Raw genomic sequence first — 18738 nt, 5'->3', positions numbered from 1 at the left:
GCCGCTAAACATCAAACTTCGCTGGATATAATAGACTTTATCTTGCTGCGTCATATTTTGTTGCTTCTGCGCTTCGCGCTCAGCATCTTTTGCCTGCTCACTTTCATATACGGAAGCACCCGCTAAATACCCTAGAACTAAACCTCCCAAAATTGGTACGACAGACGCAACAAATCTATTATTTACGCTAGAAGTCAAGCCTTCTAAAAATGCCTTTGCAATGCAAAACACTATAAAGCCCAGAATAAAAGCGAGAACGGCATTGAAGCCACCACCTATCACGTATACGAGCATACAGACTAAAATAATAGCTACAAGCCCCTCACCCAAACCGCTACCGGCAAGAAAGCCTAGGAAAAAATTCATAATTTATCTTTTAAAAATTTAAGTAGTGCAATTCTCCAAATTTAAATTTAATCGGAGAATTACAAAATTTCTCCGCCAGTGAACGGCGGAATATAGACTATTTAACGTGCTTCATAGTCCTATGAAATCGCGGACTGTGATCTCGCGCCATAAAAAAAGAACTAATTACGCCTATAACTCCTACAGCTATAACAATGTAAAATACGGTATCACTATTCTTAGTAAGAGCTCCCGCAAACCAAAGCCAAACTATAGAAATAAGAAGCGTCTTTATCCAAGGTGCTATAAGAGATCTCCGCTTGGCACCCACCGCATACGACCGCTCCGTATTTGATGTCGTCTTTGCCGCAAAAAGGACATTCCAAATATTCCGCTTGTTCATTCTCTGCCATAATTTCTCCTTTGAAAAAATATGGGTGAAATTATATATATATAAGAGCGAGCTTAAATTTTAAAATTTAGAGTTTAAAATAGGGGGAATTTTAGCGGCTTTGTACCGCTAAAATTTAAAGATTTTCGAATGGATTTACGACCACGTCTTTGCGATCTACGATGTAAGGTATAAGGGCTGCTTGGCGTGCGCGCTTAATAGCCTTTTCTACCATCTCTTGGTATTTTTTGCTGGTGCCGGTTAAGCGACGCGGCATAATCTTAAAGCGCTCGCTTAGGCAGTGCTTTAGCAGCGCCGTGTCCTTATAATCGATAAATTCGATCTTTGCTTCCGTAAATTTGCAATACTTCCTAGTATATTTTCTCTTATCTGCCATGATTTTTCCTTAATTAAAATGGGATCGTGTCGTTGCCGTCATCGTATTTATCGGCATCGACGTCGACTTCCGGAATCGTGCTTTCGTAACTCTGCTCTTTTTGTTTAGGCGCGTTATAATCGTTTTTTGCGCCTCTAGAATTTGAGTTTTGTCTATTAGCATAGCTATTTCCACCGCCGTAATTACCGCCGCCGCCATAGCTAGAATTTCCCCCGCCATAGCCGCCGGAGCTTCCACCATAATTGCCGCCCTCGTAATTACCGCCTTGGTTATAGCCGCCGCTTCCACCTTGATTGCTTCCTAGCATCTCCATCGTATCTACGCTGATGGAGTGCTTGCTTCGGTTCTGTCCGTTTTGATCCTGCCACTGATCTAGCTTTAAGCGGCCTTCGATCAAAATTTTACTGCCTTTTCGCAAGTATTGATTTGCGATCTCGGCCGTACGACCGAAAAAATCTATGTCTATAAAGCACGTTTCTTCGCGTTTCTCGCCGTTTGAGCTATTGTATCTGCGTGTGACGGCGATGCCAGTTTTGCCTACGGCGGTACCCGTTTGCAGATATCTAAGCTCGATATCTCGGGTCAAATTACCTACCAAAACTACTTTATTGAACATATTTTATCCTTTATTCGCCCTCTTTGGCTGCTTCTTCAGGCTCTTTTGGCTCTACCGGTGCTTTTGGCTCGCGCTCTTTTTTCGCAGGGCTTAGCTTGATACCTTTGCTTAGTTTATCCCAAGCGGAAATTTCACGCTTAGTCTCATATTTGACGGTCAAAAATCTAATGATATCTTCGGTGATACGCAGATTTCTAACAAGTTCGGAGATCAAGCTCGGCTCGGCCTTAAAATAGATTACGAAATAAACTCCGCGCTCATATTTGTCGATCTTATAGGCAAGCTTTCTAGCGCCCATTTCGATCACGGAAGCGATCTCTCCGCCATTTTTGGTTATGATTTCTTTGACGAAATCGACTTTTGTTTTAACTTCATCGTCGGTAAGCGTGGGCTTAACGATGAATAAAACCTCGTAGTTTCTCATAAATTCTCCTTATGGATTTTAGCTCGCAAACAGCGCCTGCGAGCAAGGATTTTGCAAAAAATGCAAAGGGATATTACTAAAATTTCACTTAATATTTGCTTTTTGTCCGAGCGAACTTAGCAGCATGCGCTGCAACCTCAAAAACGACGCGAGCAAAAGCTCGTCCTTCGCCGCGTTCTTTTCGCTTTTGAGTTCAAATTCCAAATCGTTTAAGTGAGCGAAAATTTTATAAAACGTCCGCGTAGAAAAGCTAGTGGCGTAGCGCTGCATCTGTGCGGCCACGGAAGGGGGCGGCTGATAGCCTAAAACCGCCTTAAAATCAAATCTGCCGTTTATTTTTACGTAAGCATGCAGGCGAAAAATTCTATAAATTAGGCGGTAGAAATAATTTATCAGCTCCATTTCGTTGTATCCGCCGCCCAGAGCCATTTTGTAAAAATCTACGCGAAAGTCGCAAAGGCCGAAAATTTTATCGAAAAGCTCGTCGTAGCTCACCTCGCTGAGCCCATAAACCATCAAATTTACGTTTTGCAGGCTAAGCTCAAGCCCCAGACTTGCAAATTTCTCTATCTCGCTCGCGCTTAGGCTCAGGCTTTCGTTGTGGATGGCGTAGATCCTGCTAAGTGCGGCGGTGTTTGCAAAAAGCCCGCACATCTCACATTTTTGCGCAAGCAGCGTTATGGCTTCGTTTACGCCCGAGGGTTTGAAAAACCTGACCTCGTTTCGTTCAAATTCCTTGATAAAATCCGCGCTCACCGAAATTTCGCTATCGTTTAGCTCGTAGATCAGATGGTTGTTCGCGTCTGATTTACATAGCGCGATGAGCCTTCGCAGCTCCTCTTTTTTGATGAGCGAGGCGGTTTTGATGTGAAGCGTGTTGCTACCGCCGAAAAGCGAGGGCTCCAAGAAGCTTCGCGCCTGCTCAAAATCATACTCCAAAAAATACAAACTCAAAAAATTTTCCGAGGCGTAAATTTGCTTCAATCGCTGCGCGTAAAGCTCGTTTGAAAAATCGTCTCCGCCGCGCAAAAGCACGAAATTCGGCACCCTGCCGCTTGCTATAAGCCCGTCAAATTCTTTCCTATACATCAGATCTTCTTTACCACCCTGCCTAAAATCACTCCGCTAGCGATGTTTGCGTCCGTAAGCTCCACCAGCACGGGCGTTAAAATGTCGCCGGCGAAATTTGAAACTAAAATTTTAGCCCCCTTTAGCTTGTCGTCTAGCTTTGCGGTGACGGAATTTCCGTTTTCATCGATGTAGCAGCGGAATTTTTTGCCCAAATTTTCCGCGGCCCAGCGCGCAAATTTTCGGTCCATAAAATCAAACGCAACCTTGTCCGCCTCGCGTTCAAGCTCGTTTAGCCGCGCGCACGTCGCATCTATGTTTAAAAGCAGGTAATTATAAAATTTCTCATCCCCCCTCATCTGCGCCTTTAGCAATCGGTGCAAAATGAGATCGGAATAGCGCCTGATCGGACTTGTGAAGTGCGTGTAGTTATCAAATCCGAGCCCGAAGTGCCCGCGCGATTCGGATCCGTACTCGGCGCGCTTTTGAGCCTTGATGATGAGCTTATCGACCTCCTCGCGGATCCCCATGGCATCGGCTTGCGCTTGGATTTCGCCGATCATTTTGGCAAGGTTACTCTGATACGGCGCGTCGATGCCGAACAGCGCCAGATCGTCAAGCAGCGCGTAAATTTTTTTAAGCTCCGCCGAGCCGTGATTTCTAAAAACGCCCCGCTCGATGCGCGCTGCAGCGGCTTTATTGGCTAGCAGCATACAATCCTCGATGAGTTTGTGCGACGGAGTGTCGGTCTCAAAGCGAGTGGAGCTTATTAGGCCGTGCCCATCAAGCGTGATACGAAGCTCCTTGGTGCGGAAATCAAATCCGCGCTTCAGCCTCGCGCGGCGCAGGCGCTCGCAAATTTCATTAAGCGGCAAGAGCCAGCTTAAAATTTCAGGCTCGCACGCCTTGCGGGTGCGTAAAATTTCATCGACCTCGTCGTAATTATAGCGGCGTTTTGATCTTATAATCGCTTCGAAAAGCTCCTGCTTTTGCGGGTTTAAATTTTCATCCAAAGCGATTTTAAAAACAAAGGCCAGTCTCGGCAGATCCGGCATCAGCGAGCAGATATTTTCGCTAAGCTCGCGCGGTAGCATCGGCACGGATCTGTGCGGGAAATAGATCGAAAAGCCGCGAAATTTCGCCTCCTTATCGATCGGCGAGTATTCGCTTACGTATTCGCTCACATCGGCGATCGCGACGTAAAGCGTGCGCTCTTTTACGTCAAAATAGATCGCGTCGTCGAAGTCCTTGGCGTCGATAGGATCGATGGTGCAAAAGGGCAAATGCTGCAAATCCACGCGCTGCGGATACAGCGCTTCGTCCACTTCGCTGCCGAAGCTTGCGGCTTGCTGCTTGCACGCTTCGTTAAATTCGTCGTTTTTATCGTAGATCGCTAAAGAAATTTTCTCATCGACGAAGGGATCGGCTAAGCTTCCGATCACCTCGGTAATTTCGTTCGTTAGATTATCGATCTTTAAAAGGGTATTCGGCGGCAGTTGCTTTAGCGATTTTTGCGTGGCTTTGAGCGGATTTGCGAGGCCGGTTTTGACGTTCACGCCTAAAATTTCGCGCCCGAAGCTTTTGGTATAAACCACGCTCGTTAAAAACGCGGGCTTGACACACATCAGCACCTTTGCGTGCAGACGGGACTTTCTTGAGCTTAAAATTTTTGCTAGGATCAGATCGCCCAGATGCACGCCGCTTAAATATCTGTTTTCGATGATGAGATCAGCTTTGAAGCGGTCGTCGAAGCTTTGCAGATAGCCCGTGCCGTCGCGCGCGATGTCGAGCCTGCCGAAAACATAGCCGTCGTTTAGATAAAGCTTGCCCTTGTGCGCGCTGATAGCGCCGATATTTAGGAGATTGCGCACGAGCTCCTTTTGCTCGCCGCTAAGATCCTTTTCAAATACGCCCGAGTTAAAGGCGCGCAGGAACTCTCTCATATCGAAATTTCGCCTTTAGCCTCTAAAAACGCCTCTTGCTCGAAGCCGAACTCGACTAGCAAATTTAAAGCGTTGTCGATGCTAAGCTCGTCGAAGTGGTGGTAGATATTGACCGCGGTTTTGGCGATCTTTAGCATCGCGTAGCGGGATTTGTTCTCAAAAGGCGCGTCGTCGGGGGCGTTTGAATACAGCGCATCCTGCGCGATTTGCTCTAGCCCGAAATGCGCGAATAGCGCGTGCGAGACGCTTTCGCGGCTCGTGCCGCTAAATTTCATCTCCACGTCGGTAAAATCCTGCGGGAAGATCGAGCCTTTGATGGCGTGGTAAAATTCCTCCGCCTTGCCCGCCGCACACACCTGCTCGTCGATAAAAACCCGCCCGAACTCCACTAAAATCACGCTTGAAAGGATGTTTTGCTCTATCTGCGGATAGGATTTGATCCACGAAAACATAAGCAGATTTCGCAGCAGCGAGACCTGCGTGAGCTTCTCGCGGTCGATGCGATAAGCCTGCAAATCGGGCTTTAGCATATCGTCAAATACGGCGAATAGAAAAAACGCCCGCATCTGCTCGCGCCCGTAAAGCTCAAACGCTCGCTGCAAATTTAGCGTTTTTAGTGCCGCGGCGCCCTGCTCTTGTCCCCGCTCCTGCGCTCTCCCGCATTCTTGCCCCTGTTTTTGCTGCTGCGCTTGCCCCTGCTCCTGCTCTCGTTCTTGTTGTTGCGTTTGTGCGGCTTGCGTAGAGATACTCGAACCTAGCGTGCAATCAGCCCTCGCGGCGACGTGCTGATTTTGCCGCTGCGTATCACTTGCTGCTTGTGAGGGGTTAAATTTAAAATCGTCGTCGCTGCAATTTACGCCGTTTGCGTCATTTGAGTGATTAAATTTAAGACTATCGCCCTGCTCTGCTAAGTCTGCACCTTTTTGCTCGCTCGAGATACACTCGTTTTGCCGCCACTCGTCTGCGGCGTCTTGCAAGCCATACTTTATAGGCTCCGCGCCTTGTAGATCGCACCGCTCATCTGCAGTAGCGAAATTTTGCCTCGCAAGCCCTTCGGCGCTAAATTTAGACAAACCGCAAAATGCTAAATCTAAAATTTTATCCGCGAGGGGAGCGTTTTTTGAAATTTGCAGAGCGAGCCTGACATCCGAAACATCTGCGCCAAATGATGCTAAAATTTTTAAAATTTCATCGCTAAAGCTCGCGAGCGCGCCTATTTTTTGGGTTATAAATTTATTCATTTTAAAAAGCCATTCAATATAAATTTCGCACAATCATATCAAATTTTAACTCAAATTGCAAAGCAAAACGCCGCCGTTACGCCCAAATTCCGCTTCGGCTCACGAGGCTTTTAAAGCACTCTTTTTGCTCCTGAAAATCGCGGATCAAATCGCCCGTTTATCGTGACGGCAAAACCAAAATTTCATCCGCTGTTTTATAAAATTTTAATCCCCTTTCGTATAAAATGCATCGAGATTCCGTTTATAAAGAGCTCAATTAAAACAGAAGCTTGAAGAGCCAAAAAGACTTAAAAAACCGAAAATAACTTTAAGATACTCAAGCTAATTTTAAAATTCCATATAAATTTAAGCCGATGAATTTATATGAAATTTAATGACGAGCTAAGATATAGAGCAATAAAATATTGCTACTAAAGAAGCTCTTTGGGCTCTACAAATTTGCATATGTATTTTTATAAGGGTTAGATATGCGCAGTATAGTATTTCTTTTCATAATACCCGCTTTTTTTACCATAAGCTTTTTTGTCGCCTTAATTGCCCTCAAAGGCAAACGCAAACGTTTTTGGCTTCTTGTTTGGTTTGTCGTATTTTTTGGTGACGGATTTATAGTTTCTGCCATATTTCATTGCTACGGATATCTATACGGCAAAATAAACGTCTATGAAAAGCCAGCTATCAGAGCATATTATGCCGGAGAAAAGAAATTTGATAGGTGGTTTCCGGTTTTAGATGATAATAATGACAGAGACTATACGGTCGATACAGCTTTCAAGGTATTGATAAACGGAAATTTGGACTATATAGATTACAAGGTCAAAGCAGAAAATAGTCCCAATAACGGTAAATATTTTAGGGTTTACGTCGATGATAACACTTCAAAAGAGTGCTTCCTCTCTCCTGACCGAACATTAAGAAATTTTTCAAAAAACGTCTCAATACCGTATAAAGAAATAGTTAAATTTCTAAACGATCTACAGCCAAATAATGAAAGCGAAGATAAAATAACCAAAGAGATAAAATCGTTGCTTGATGACGCAAACATCTCAGAGACTGATTTGAAACGAAAAGCGACCGAAATATTAAGATATATAAAATACGATGTAAAAGAGCTTCAAGAAATTTATAAAGACAAATGTGTAGCTCGCAAAGAAATCTCCAAAGATGAAATAGCGCCTACCGAGCTTATAGTGGAAGATCCATATCATCTCCTAGAACCAAAGCCTAATATAAAAACTATATTCGATAATATGCTGGGCATGGGATTTAACTACGGTGGAATCATAAAAGATATAAATACGGGCAAGATACTAGCCGACAATATATACATCTATGAGTCTTATCACACTTGGATATTGCAAGCTCTAGTGAGTGCTTTGGGTCCGCAATCTGGCGGTGAGTTTTGGATGTGTAACAAAAATGAAACTAATTCAATAGAAAAGTGTAATCAAAAGATGATAGAGGAATTCTTCAGAAAGGATAGAAAATGAGAAAGTTTGAGGCGCTAAAAACATATGCAGAGCCACCATGGGAGGGGTATAAGGGATTGAACAATTAACAAGCTGTGGTATAAAAAAGACTGCTATGCTATTTAGGTTTAACCGGGGGCTAATTCAGATTAAACAGATCCAAATATCAAATTTTTAAATTTGAATTTACTTGTTGCTTGAATTTAAAAGCAATAGCAAGTTTAAATTTATGAATTCATAAAATTCAGTATCAAACGATACTGACCGAGATTGAATTTGCTAGGAAATTTTATAAAAAGGATCAAATTTGGTAAACGATGTTTTTAATAAAAACAAAAATTTAAGGGATTATGATAAAGAGCCGATTGTTATAAAAGATTACAAACCACAAGTAAATTTGATTGGTATATTTTTAATGATTTTAGCTTTTATTATTTTGTGTATCGCAAAACCAGAAAAAGTCAATGGTTTTACGATTTTATCTCTCATGGTAGCAATTCCTTACATTATGAAATTTTTGGGCAAAAATTATTTTATTCTGAAAAATGAAATGATAAGCCAAATTAAAAATGATAAATCTTTTGATTTTATGCAAGTAAAAAATATTAAAAATGTTAAATTTAGCGTTGATTTTAGAGATGGAAGCGAACAAATTTCACTAGTTGCCAAAATTTTACTTTTGATTATTATTTCTACATACATATACGCAATTTTTGCATTTAATGAGCCTATTATTTTGTTTTTTATTTTTGCACTTATCGTTGTATTTTATGCAATTCCAAAAATTATAACTCATACAATAAATGGTGGCAAAATCAATGATAGCGTTTATGATTGTCTTACCATTTACAGCAAAAATGGAAAAGTGATGAATATTATGATTTGCAACGACAAAGAATTTAAAGAATTTAAAAAATACTTTTTAGAAAATGTGAAATTAAATATTTCAAATGCTAAAACTAGCTTTGGAATTTTTGATAAAAATTTTTATAACACAAGGAGCGAACGATGAATTCAACAGGTAGCAGAGAAGCGAAAGCAAGAGTTGCTTTGGATAAAGCTGAAAAAATTATTATTGAAAAATTTACTAAATTCAATCTTTCTGAAAATAGTAAAGATAATTTAAAAAATATTCGTAAAATGTGGAATAGTGCAAGCAGTGGTTATAGTATTGCTGAAAATTTCACTGATATACCCGAAAAGATTTTAAAAAGCAAAGCTAGGGCTATTGTTTTGTTTGTAGAAACTGCAGCAGGAAATGTATTAATTGATAGCACTATGGGTGAAAGCAAAATGAAACAAATGGTTGGGGCGTTAGGAGATGCAATTATTGCTGGTGCGGCATTATTGACACCGCAAGGTTGGATAATTACTGGTGCAAATTTGGCATTATCTCTTGTTGATTGGGATTTGGGAAGTATATTTAAGAAAATATATGGAGAAGATAACGATAATATAAATATTACTTCAAATGGCTTTATAGAAGTTAGGAATAATGATGGTTCTATTTATACAAGACCATTATCGGCACAAGCTAGAAAAATTTTAAACATTAATGGTGAGCCAAGTGGTTCTATATTTGGCAACAGGAAAGGCGATGTATTGTTCGGCAGTAGTGGAGATGACTTGCTTCAAGGCGGAAATGGCGATGATTTGCTTCTTGGCGGAGCCGGCTATGATACATACTTTACCGACGGCAAAGACACTATAAGAGATGAGGATGGAAAAGGTCAGGTATATTTTCATGGTCGCAAACTAACAGACGGCACTCAAATAGAAAAAGGCTCAAACATATATAAAACAAAAGACAATATAAAATATGAACTAATTGATAATAAGCTTATAGTAAATGATAGCCTTATTATAGAAGACTTTAATCCATACCAAGAGTATCTTGACATAACCCTACACAAAGCAGATGAGATAGCAGTAAATGTATCAAATGCAAATGCAGTAGAAAAAGCAGGAAAGATGAATTTTACAATCTCACTTAGTAGAGAGTTAAAAAAAGGTGAATTCATAAAAGTAACCATACCTGCCATAAACAGCAATGAAGCAAAAACTTATATGTTTATGCACCATAGCAACCCAAACTATACGCTAGGAGCAGCATAGAGCATGTATTTGGTAGCACAAATTATGAATATTAACAATATTCTGGCCCCTTCGAATGTTATTTCGTCGGCATTGCCTAGAACCTTGATTAACTTGCCGCCTTGCGTATAATGATAGTGCCTGTGTGTTTTAACCGTTCCGTCTCTAGCCAGCGAGCTATAAAATTTAACGGCTATAAAATCATCTAAGACTTCGACCATAGTGCGCTTATATTGCGGCAAAATAAAATTCCTGACTACTTTGTCGGGGTCTGATTTGAAAATTGGATTATCCTTAATTTTGGTAAAAACTTCTGTCATATTTCTTCCTTTGTATAGTAATTTTAGGCAGATTATAGAATTTCCTCAAAGGATTAACAAGGCAGGAGCGCAAAAAAAGCTACTATACAATTTTTTAATATATAGTATTTTCTTAAAATATATGTATGAATCGATGATTTTCGGTGCTAAGAATTTTTTAAGAATAATTTTAAAATTACCAAAAATAGGGCTCAAAAAATTATTTTAAAATTCAAAAAACGAAAAAAATAGGGAAAATTTTGATAGATGGTGCGACCGACGAGACTTGAACTCGTACACCTTGCGGCACTACCCCCTCAAGATAGCGTGTCTACCAATTCCACCACGGTCGCATAAATTTTAAAGCTTGATATTAAGCCTTGAGTTATATAAGTTTAAAGCCCGATTTCTCGGGCTTGTGATTAATTTGCAGCAGCCTTTAAACCTTCTGTCAAAAAAGGGTTGGCAAAAAGCAAGACGAATGAAACAACCAACGCATAGATAACCTGCGCTTCGATCATCGCAAGCGAAATATACATTGTAGTCGATAGTTTGCTAGCTACGCTTGGGTTTCTAGCGATACCGTTAAGCGTCGCACTAGCGGCATTTCCCATACCTAGCGCACCACCCAAAGCGGCTAGACCTAAAACGACTGCAACGGTAATTGCAGAAAAAGAAACGATCTGAGTGTAAGCGCTTAGCTGCTCGCTAGCGAAAGCCGCGCCGCAAAGCGCAAATAACAATACAAGAACTTTTTTCATAAAAGTCTCCATAAATAAATTTTAAAACGAGTTTCGGCTCAATACCCCCTACTCCAACGTTTTAAGTGTGAAATATTATTAAAATTTTGCTTTTGATTTGTTTAATCTGGCGGAATTTGCGTTAAATTTAGCAAATCCCGCCGAACACTCCGACATCTTAGCGCTTAGCGTCCAGATATGTGTTTAGCGCCGCAACGTAGGCCTTTGCAGACGCCAGCATCGTATCTACGTCAAGTCCTCTGCCGATGATGGCGCCCTCGCCCGCAAATTCCACCTTAACGGTTACTTTCGCCAGCGCGTCTTTGCCCTGCGAGACCGCTTTTACTTGGTATTCTTTCAGGCTACCGCTGATACCGCTGATGCGGTCTATCGCCTTAAATATCGCATCCACGCCGCCGTTTCCAAGCGCGCTATCGCTTAAAATTTCATCCTTATATCTTAGCGTAAGCGCGGTGCTAGCGTGCCCTTTGTTGCAGCTATTGGAGCTTAAAACCAGCACTTCGTAGGTCTTTTCGGCTCCCACGAACTCGTCGTTTACGAGCTCTCTAATATCCTCGTCGAAAACGTCCTTTTTGCTGTCGGCGAGCGCTTTAAATTTATTAAACGCGATCTCAATCTGCTCGTTACTAAGTTCATAGCCCAAAGATACCAGCTTGTCTTTGAAGGCGTGGCGGCCGCTGTGTTTGCCCAGTACGAGCGAGTTTTTATCAAGTCCGATATCCTCGGCGTGCATGATCTCGTAAGTTTCTTTGTGTTTTAGCACGCCGTCTTGGTGGATGCCGCTTTCATGCGCGAAGGCGTTTTTACCCACGATCGCTTTATTAGGCTGCGGCTCGATGCCGGTGATGCTCGCGACTAGGCGGCTGGATGGATAAATTTCTTTCAAATTTATATCGGTATAAAGCGGCGCAAATTTATCCCTGCGCGTCTTGATCGCCATTACGATCTCCTCCAGAGCCGCGTTGCCCGCGCGCTCGCCGATACCGTTTATCGTACACTCTACCTGTCTGGCTCCTGCCAAGATAGCGGCTAAGGAATTTACGGTAGCCATTCCCAAGTCGTTGTGATTGTGCACCGAAACTACGGCGCGCTCGCCGATAAGCTTAACGATTTCACCTATTCGGGCGGTGATCTCATCCGGATAGAGATAACCCACCGTATCGGGGATATTTATGGTGGAGGCTCCGGCGTTTATCGCAGCGTCGCAGATCTCTTTTAAAAAGCTAATATCGCTTCTGCACGCATCCTCGCAGCTAAACTCCACGTCATCGCATAGGCTTCTAGCGTATTGCACAGACTCTACGGCGCGCTTTATGACCTCTTGCGGTTGCATTTTGAGTTTAAATTCCATATGGATAGGGCTTGTGGCGATGAAGGTGTGGATGCGCCCGAGCTTCGCGCCCTTTATCGCTTCGCCTGCGGCTTTGATATCTTTTTCTAAAGCGCGCGCAAGCGAACAGACGCGAGCCTTGCTAACGGCACCCGCGATCTTTTCTATCGCGTCAAAGTCCCCGGGGCTCGCCGCCGCAAAACCCGCCTCGATAACATCTACGCCCAGCTTTTCAAGCTGCAACGCAAGATGGATCTTCTCGTCCGTATTCATCGACGCTCCAGGGCTTTGCTCGCCGTCACGAAGCGTAGTATCGAAGATTATGATTTTATTTTTGTCCATTACAAATCCTTTCAAAGGGTTAAAATTTGGCAAAATTATAGCCGCGCAAACTTAAAAACAATCGCGGCGATAAACATATTTGAGATTATTTCGCCGTTTCCTCGGGTTTGTCTTTTTTATGAAATTTAGCCGCGCTTAAATTTAAAGCTCCGCGAACCAAACCGTAAACGATATAAACCAAAGTGAGCACCGCCGGAAATTCCAGCCTGAAAAGATATAAAAGTGAGAAAAATACGACGATTAGAAGCACTAAAATTTTAATCGCGTTGGGGCGCTTTAGGCTGATCTTTTTAAAGCTCGGAAAGCGTATGTTGCTTACCATCAAAAACGATAGCGCCGCCATTGCGATGATCAAAAATACGCCAAATCCTTTGGAGAGCTCATATTTTAGATAAATTCCGATCCAAAACGCCATCGTAATCGCTGCCGTTGGTATCGGCAGCCCGATAAAAACGCTAGGCTCGTAGGTGCCTGTGGTGACGTTGAATCGCGCCAGCCTGATCGCACCGAAAACCACGTAAAGTGCTGCTACGAGCGAGCCGACCTTACCGTAATCGTGCCCGACCGCGCAGTAAAATAGCAGCGCCGGCGCTACGCCGAAAGCCACGATATCCGCAAGGCTATCGAACTCCACGCCGAATTTCGATGTCGCATGCGTTAGCCTCGCTACGCGGCCATCGAGTCCGTCGCAGATCAAGGATAAAATGATATAAAAGATCGCGGCGCTGAAGTTGCCCTTGATCGTAGAAATTATGCTGATGACTGCTAAAAATGCACTTGCCGCCGTGAAAAAATTCGGCAATATATAGATTAGTTTTCCCTTTTCCTCTTCCATCTCTTACTCTTTAAAATTTTATTTTTACACCGCTTTTCATTCGGTGCCGCGGATCGCGCGTAAAGCATTTTAGCACGACCTTCTTAAAATTTAGCGCTAAGTTCTTGCCCTGCACGAGGCTTTAAATTTAAGCCTCGCTCTTTGCGCTTTCGATATCATCGTTAGCGCCTAAATTTCGCACCAGACGGGTAGGCATGCCGTTATCTTTTTCAAATTTAGAGATGATCTCTACGATCTGCTCTCCAGAGACCGTCTCCTTCTCATACAGCGCCTTTACCATCTCCTCGATCGCCGGAGCGTAGGTCCTTAGCGTCTCTTTTACCGCCGCGTAGTGCTCGTCCAGCGTCTTGCGGACATATTCATCGATCTTAACCGCCGTTACCTCGCTATAATCCTTGATGCTCTGTCCGCCGTTTAGGAAGGAATACTGCTGCTTTTCTAGCACTGCAAGCCCGAGTGCATCGGTCATTCCGACCTGAGTAGCCATAAATTTAAGCATATCGGTAGCGCGCTGTAAATCATTGCCTGCTCCGTCAGTGATCTCGCCTAAAAACACATCCTCCGCCGCGCGCCCCGCCAAAAATGTATCAATCTCTGCAAAAATTTCATGGCGCTGATGCAGATATCTATTTTCAAACGGCGAATTTAGCGTATATCCCGCAGCGCTCAATCCGCGCGGCACGATAGTTACTTTAGATACCGGCATCGCGCCTTTGGTAAGCTCGGCGATGAGCGCATGACCGCTTTCGTGGTAGGCGACGATCCGCTTTTCGATCGGGCTTACGCGGCGCGATTTTTTAGCCAGTCCGATACCGACGCGTTCGATCGCTTCGAGCAGGTCTTTTTGCTCGACCTCCGCCTTTGCCTCGCGACCCGCTAAAAGCGCGGCTTCGTTGATGATATTTGCAAGATCGGCTCCCGCAAAACCCACGGTAAGGCGCGCGATCTCTTCGATATCGATGTCGCGGGCAAATTTTACGTCGCGCATATGCACCTTCAAAATCGCCATTCTGCCGTCAAAATCAGGTCTATCGACTAGAACTTGCCTATCGAATCTGCCCGGACGCAGAAGCGCCGCATCCAGCGTCTCTGGGCGGTTGGTAGCCGCAAGGACGATCACCGGGCTTGATTCCGAGCCGAAGCCGTCCATCTCGGCAAGCAGCTGATTTAGCGTCTGTTCGCGCTCGTCGTTACCGCCGCCGATACCGCCTGCAGTTCTGCTTTTGCCGATCGCGTCGATCTCGTCGATGAAAACGATCGCCGGAGCCTGCTTTTTAGCGTTATCAAATAGATCGCGCACCCTGCTGGCGCCCACGCCTACGAACATCTCGATGAAGCTCGAACCCGATACCGAAAAAAACGGCACGTCCGCTTCGCCCGCGACCGCTTTGGCTAGCAGCGTCTTACCCGTGCCCGGAGGACCCACCAAAAGCACGCCTTTTGGAATTTTAGCCCCGAGACTGATATATCGCTCGGGGTTTTTTAAGAAATCTACGATCTCCTTAACCTCCTCTTTCGCCTCTTCGACGCCCGCTACATCGCTAAATTTAACCTTCGGCTTTTCGGCGCTTACCAGGTTTTTAGAGCTTCCGATGCCGAGCACGCCGCCGCCCATATTGCGCTGCATGCGGTTGGCTAAAAACATCCAAATTCCAAAGAAAATCACGAGCGGCAAGACCCAGCTAAAGAGCAGATCGGTCAAAAAATTGCTCTCGTTATACGCGCCGTATGGAATTTTGCGCGATTCTAAAATTTGAACTAGCTCGGGATCATCCACGCGCTTGGCGGTGTAGATTACGTTGCCTACTTGCGCTTTAATCGTGGAGCTTCCGATGGAAACCATGCTTACTTGGGAGTTTTTGATTTGCGATTTTAGCTCGGAGTAAGTTACGTTTCTACTCTCGCCCGAAACGGAGCCCAGCACTCCACCGCTATCAAATCCGCCGCTTGGGGATATCGCTTTAAACACGACTATCAAAATAAGCGCGAAAATTATAAAAACGCCGATCGGATTTTTATTAAAAAAATTGTTTCCGCCGCCGTTTTGAGGGGGTTGATTATTTGGGTTGTTATTCATATTTTCCTTTCATAAACGAAGCTAAGCCATTCGTTTTGCTTTTTCATCTGCACGAAATTTAAATCCGAAAAAGCTTGCTCGATCCTATCTTTATATTTTTCTAAAATCCCCGACAGCACGAGCTTGCCGCCCGGTTTTAGCGCTTTTTTCAGATCCGCGCTTAGGATCAAAATCACGTCGGCGATGATATTTGCGACGACGAGATCAAACTGCGGCTGCGCGGCTGCGCTTGAGCCTTGCTCGTTTAGGCTTGAAACGCTGCCGAGCCAAATTTGATCGATCTGCACCCCGTTTTTCTCGGCGTTTTGCTGCGTAGCTGTCACCGCCTGCTCGTCGGTATCGCAGGCGCTTACCTTTGCGCCCAGTTTTTTCATCGCGATACTTAAAATTCCGCTGCCGCAGCCCACGTCAAGCGCGCTCATGCCATCGCGAGCGAGCTCGCTAAGCAGCGCCAGGCACATATTGGTGCTTTCGTGATGGCCTGAGCCGAACGCTAGAGCGGGATCGATCAGCAGATCGATTAGCGCGCAATCTTGCGATCTTTCGCACCAGCTCGGACGGACGTAAAATTTACCGACCGCCACGGGCGCGACGCCTTTTTTATATTCGTCTAGCCAATCTTTGTTTTGCTTTTTTGAAATTTCGATCTGCAGATCGGCGTCTAAATTGAGAGATCGCGCGAGCGCCTTTTTAAACTCTTCAAACGCAAATTTTAAATTTTGCAGATCCTCTTCGTCGCGGATTATGAAACTCTCGCCGCGTTCTTCGACGCAGGTAACGCCGAGCTCAAATGCAAAGCTTTTGAAAAGCTCGCTTGCATTAGCGCTTTTTACGATCATCTCATAAAAAAAATCTTTCATCGCCTCACATCGCCTTTAAATTTTAAAATTTGCATATTACTAAAATTTAGTTCAAACTTTGCTTACGCTCGGGCGTTTTTATAGAGCTTCAAACGCCTTTTTAAGATCGAGCGTGCCCTCGTAATACGCCTTGCCGACGATGACGCCCGCGATGAGCTCTGCGTTTTTCAGCGCGATTATGTCGTTCATATCCTTTACGCCGCCGCTTGCGATAGTGTCGATGCCGCAAGCTTTCGCGATAGAGCGGCTAAATTCTACGTTCACGCCGCTTAGCATCCCGTCGCGCGATATGTCGGTGCAGATGATTGCGCAAACGCCTGCGTCCGCGTAGTCTCGCGCCAGATCGGTCGCTTTTACGCGGCTTAGCTCCGCCCAGCCCTCGGTCGCTACGAGCCCCTCTTTTGCGTCTATGCCCACGACGATGCGGTAAAGCTTCGCCATCCCCCTTACGAAATCTGGGTTTTTTAGCGCCGCCGAGCCCAGGATAAATCTATCGACGCCTAAGCTCAAATACTCCTTTATACGCGCTTCATCGCGGATGCCGCCGCCCACTTCTACGCGCAGACGCGTGCTTTTTACGATCCGCTCGATCGCTTTGAAATTTACCGCCTCGCCCGCAAACGCGCCGTCGAGATCAACCAGATGCAGCCACTTAGCGCCGAGATCTTCAAATTTTTTGGCTAGATCGCAGGGGTCTTTGGAATAAATTTTTGCGCTTTGCATCTCGCCCTTGCTAAGGCGCACGGCGCATCCTTGTTTCAGATCGATCGCAGGGAAAATTTCCATCACAGCTCCGTAAAATTTTTAATGATTTTTATGCCCGCATCGTGGCTTTTTTCGGGATGCGGCTGAAAGGCAAAGACGTTTTCGCGCCAGATCGCGCTTGCAAACTCATAGCCATAAAACGTGCTCGCAAGCGTGATCTCGCGCTCGCAAAGGACGTGGTAGGAGTGCACGAAATACAGATACTCAAACTCGCCCAAGCCCGCATTTATCGGCGAGTGCTTGATAAAATGCGCGCTGTTCCAGCCGACGTGCGGGATCTTTAGGCTTTCGGCACAGGTAAAATTTTGCCCGCAGCGCTCACTAGGCTCTGCCCCGTCTGAATTAAATTCCGCCCCGTCCGATCTAAATTTAATATCCTCGGACTTGGATTCCGTCCCCCGAATATTAAATTTCGTTTTGTCAAATTTTACGACGCGACCAGGCAAAATTCCAAGCCCGCTGCGCGCGCCGAATTCCTCGCTTTGCTCGAATAGAAGCTGCATCCCTAGGCAGATGCCTAAAAAATATCTGCCGCTTGCGACGAATTCTTTAATCGCGGCGTCCATACCGCTTGCGCGAAGCTTATCCATCGCCTCGCCGAATGCGCCCACGCCGGGAAGCAGGGCTTTATCGCAGCTCAAAAGCTCCTCAGGGCTGCGCGCGCGGCAAAATTTAGCGCCGCAAAAGCTAAACGCGTTCATCACGCTTTGGATATTGCCCGCGCCGTAATCCACGATACCGATCAAGCCGTGCCCTTCATATCATTCAATCGGTGCGAAAACTCGGGCACGATACGCTTTAGCTTATCCGCGACCTGCGCGTCCTCGCACTCCGAGAGCTCCTCGATCTGCGAGCTTAGCTCTTGCAGGTCGTATTTTGCGGAGTGGGTTACGAATATGGATTGGTACTTCGTGCTCTTGTCGTTTTCGTCGATCAAAAGCTCCTCGTAAAGCTTCTCGCCGGGACGCAGACCTACAAATTTAATACCCAGCTCCTCCTTGCCGGCAAGCTGCAGCATTCGCTTGGCAAGATCGGCGATCTTTACGGGCTCGCCCATATCCAGCACGAAAAGCTCGCCGCCCTGCGCGATGGAGGCCGCTTGAAGCACGAGCTGGCACGCCTCGCTAACGAGCATAAAATATCTCGTAATCTCGGGGTGCGTAACGGTAAGCGGCTCGTTTGCTTCGATCTGGCGTTTAAATTTAGGAATGACGCTGCCGCTTGAGCCGAGCACGTTTCCGAAGCGCACCGCGACGATCTGCGTATCGCTTGCCGCGTCGTTGGAATTTAGCGCGTAAAGCTCGCAGATACGCTTCGTCGTGCCCATAATGTTCGTCGGTCGCACCGCCTTATCGGTCGAGATCAAAACAACCTTTTTCGCGCCGTATTTTTTAGACAGATCAATTACATTTTTTGTGCCGACGACATTGTTTTTAACCGCTAGATGCGGGTTAAACTCGCATAGCGGCACGTGCTTATACGCC

Annotated in this window: 20 protein-coding genes and 1 tRNA gene; 3 read left to right on the top strand and 18 right to left on the bottom strand. The window is 45.1% G+C overall.

Annotated features, from left to right (window positions below):
* The 8 genes from Q0238_RS10090 to Q0238_RS10055 form a co-directional block, all read right to left on the bottom strand.
* Nucleotides 1-366, bottom strand: a 366-nt coding sequence (locus tag Q0238_RS10090) for a hypothetical protein (RefSeq protein WP_297945719.1), incomplete at its 3' end; no start/stop codon positions are given.
* A 218-nt stretch (nucleotides 367-584) separates the two neighbouring features.
* On the bottom strand, nucleotides 585-758 hold the full coding sequence (locus tag Q0238_RS10085; RefSeq protein ID WP_297945717.1) for a hypothetical protein: 174 nt from the start codon (nucleotides 756-758) through the stop codon (nucleotides 585-587).
* A 114-nt stretch (nucleotides 759-872) separates the two neighbouring features.
* A complete protein-coding gene (gene rpsR / locus Q0238_RS10080) occupies nucleotides 873-1133 on the bottom strand; it encodes a 30S ribosomal protein S18 (RefSeq protein WP_295151385.1) in 261 nt (86 codons plus the stop codon).
* Between the two features lie 13 nt (nucleotides 1134-1146).
* Nucleotides 1147-1749, bottom strand: a complete 603-nt coding sequence (locus tag Q0238_RS10075; protein WP_297945715.1) for a single-stranded DNA-binding protein — start codon at nucleotides 1747-1749, stop codon at nucleotides 1147-1149.
* 10 nt (nucleotides 1750-1759) lie between these two features.
* On the bottom strand, nucleotides 1760-2173 hold the full coding sequence (gene rpsF / locus Q0238_RS10070; protein WP_005873267.1) for a 30S ribosomal protein S6: 414 nt from the start codon (nucleotides 2171-2173) through the stop codon (nucleotides 1760-1762).
* Between the two features lie 84 nt (nucleotides 2174-2257).
* Complete coding sequence (locus Q0238_RS10065) at nucleotides 2258-3262, bottom strand: DNA polymerase III subunit delta (protein ID WP_297945713.1); 1005 nt, start codon at nucleotides 3260-3262, stop codon at nucleotides 2258-2260.
* Nucleotides 3262-5184, bottom strand: a complete 1923-nt coding sequence (locus Q0238_RS10060; protein WP_297945711.1) for a ribonuclease R family protein — start codon at nucleotides 5182-5184, stop codon at nucleotides 3262-3264. The genes Q0238_RS10065 and Q0238_RS10060 overlap by 1 nt, the downstream gene beginning before the upstream one ends.
* The gene (locus Q0238_RS10055; RefSeq protein WP_297945710.1) at nucleotides 5181-6425 is read right to left on the bottom strand and encodes a hypothetical protein; all 1245 of its coding nucleotides are present in this window, start codon (nucleotides 6423-6425) and stop codon (nucleotides 5181-5183) included. Before Q0238_RS10055 ends, Q0238_RS10060 begins: the two co-directional genes overlap by 4 nt.
* A 467-nt stretch (nucleotides 6426-6892) precedes the next feature.
* On the opposite strand from Q0238_RS10055, the gene Q0238_RS10050 reads away from it, so the two are divergent.
* From Q0238_RS10050 to Q0238_RS10040, 3 genes are all read left to right on the top strand, one after another.
* Nucleotides 6893-7912, top strand: coding sequence for a hypothetical protein (locus Q0238_RS10050; protein WP_297945709.1), 1020 nt, complete (start codon nucleotides 6893-6895; stop codon nucleotides 7910-7912).
* Nucleotides 7913-8198: 286 nt separating this feature from the next.
* Complete coding sequence (locus Q0238_RS10045) at nucleotides 8199-8903, top strand: hypothetical protein (RefSeq protein ID WP_297945707.1); 705 nt, start codon at nucleotides 8199-8201, stop codon at nucleotides 8901-8903.
* Entirely contained in the window at nucleotides 8900-10006 is a 1107-nt protein-coding gene (locus tag Q0238_RS10040; RefSeq protein WP_297945706.1) for a hypothetical protein, read from the top strand. Before Q0238_RS10045 ends, Q0238_RS10040 begins: the two co-directional genes overlap by 4 nt.
* On the opposite strand, the gene Q0238_RS10035 is transcribed toward Q0238_RS10040, so the two are convergent.
* The 10 genes from Q0238_RS10035 to Q0238_RS09990 all read right to left on the bottom strand — a co-directional run.
* A complete protein-coding gene (locus Q0238_RS10035; protein WP_297945705.1) occupies nucleotides 9985-10305 on the bottom strand; it encodes a hypothetical protein in 321 nt (106 codons plus the stop codon). The two genes, Q0238_RS10040 and Q0238_RS10035, sit on opposite strands and share 22 nt — an antisense overlap.
* A gap of 247 nt (nucleotides 10306-10552) precedes the next feature.
* Nucleotides 10553-10637: transfer RNA gene (locus tag Q0238_RS10030), tRNA-Leu, on the bottom strand.
* Nucleotides 10638-10706: 69 nt separating this feature from the next.
* Entirely contained in the window at nucleotides 10707-11045 is a 339-nt protein-coding gene (atpE, locus tag Q0238_RS10025) for an ATP synthase F0 subunit C (protein WP_291937974.1), read from the bottom strand.
* Nucleotides 11046-11202: 157 nt separating this feature from the next.
* Nucleotides 11203-12717 carry a 2-isopropylmalate synthase gene (locus Q0238_RS10020; RefSeq protein ID WP_297945702.1) on the bottom strand — a complete coding sequence of 505 codons (1515 nt, stop codon included), beginning with the start codon at nucleotides 12715-12717 and terminating at the stop codon, nucleotides 11203-11205.
* An 85-nt stretch (nucleotides 12718-12802) separates the two neighbouring features.
* A complete protein-coding gene (gene pssA, locus Q0238_RS10015) occupies nucleotides 12803-13552 on the bottom strand; it encodes a CDP-diacylglycerol--serine O-phosphatidyltransferase (protein ID WP_297905032.1) in 750 nt (249 codons plus the stop codon).
* 127 nt (nucleotides 13553-13679) lie between these two features.
* Nucleotides 13680-15629, bottom strand: coding sequence for an ATP-dependent zinc metalloprotease FtsH (gene ftsH / locus Q0238_RS10010; RefSeq protein WP_297945700.1), 1950 nt, complete (start codon nucleotides 15627-15629; stop codon nucleotides 13680-13682).
* The gene (locus Q0238_RS10005) at nucleotides 15626-16489 is read right to left on the bottom strand and encodes a 50S ribosomal protein L11 methyltransferase (protein ID WP_297945698.1); all 864 of its coding nucleotides are present in this window, start codon (nucleotides 16487-16489) and stop codon (nucleotides 15626-15628) included. Before Q0238_RS10005 ends, ftsH begins: the two co-directional genes overlap by 4 nt.
* Nucleotides 16490-16567: 78 nt before the next feature.
* On the bottom strand, nucleotides 16568-17275 hold the full coding sequence (gene hisA / locus Q0238_RS10000; protein WP_297945696.1) for a 1-(5-phosphoribosyl)-5-[(5-phosphoribosylamino)methylideneamino]imidazole-4-carboxamide isomerase: 708 nt from the start codon (nucleotides 17273-17275) through the stop codon (nucleotides 16568-16570).
* Complete coding sequence (hisH, locus tag Q0238_RS09995) at nucleotides 17275-18000, bottom strand: imidazole glycerol phosphate synthase subunit HisH (protein WP_297945695.1); 726 nt, start codon at nucleotides 17998-18000, stop codon at nucleotides 17275-17277. Before hisH ends, hisA begins: the two co-directional genes overlap by 1 nt.
* On the bottom strand, nucleotides 17997-18738 hold a 742-nt coding region (locus Q0238_RS09990; protein WP_297945693.1), incomplete at its 5' end, for a polysaccharide biosynthesis protein. The genes hisH and Q0238_RS09990, both read right to left, overlap by 4 nt.

The sequence above is a fragment of the uncultured Campylobacter sp. genome, assembly GCF_938045775.1.
Lineage (GTDB): Bacteria > Campylobacterota > Campylobacteria > Campylobacterales > Campylobacteraceae > Campylobacter_B.
The sequence above is the reverse complement of the archived record's forward strand: the minus strand, read 5'-3'. Positions and strand labels throughout refer to the sequence as shown.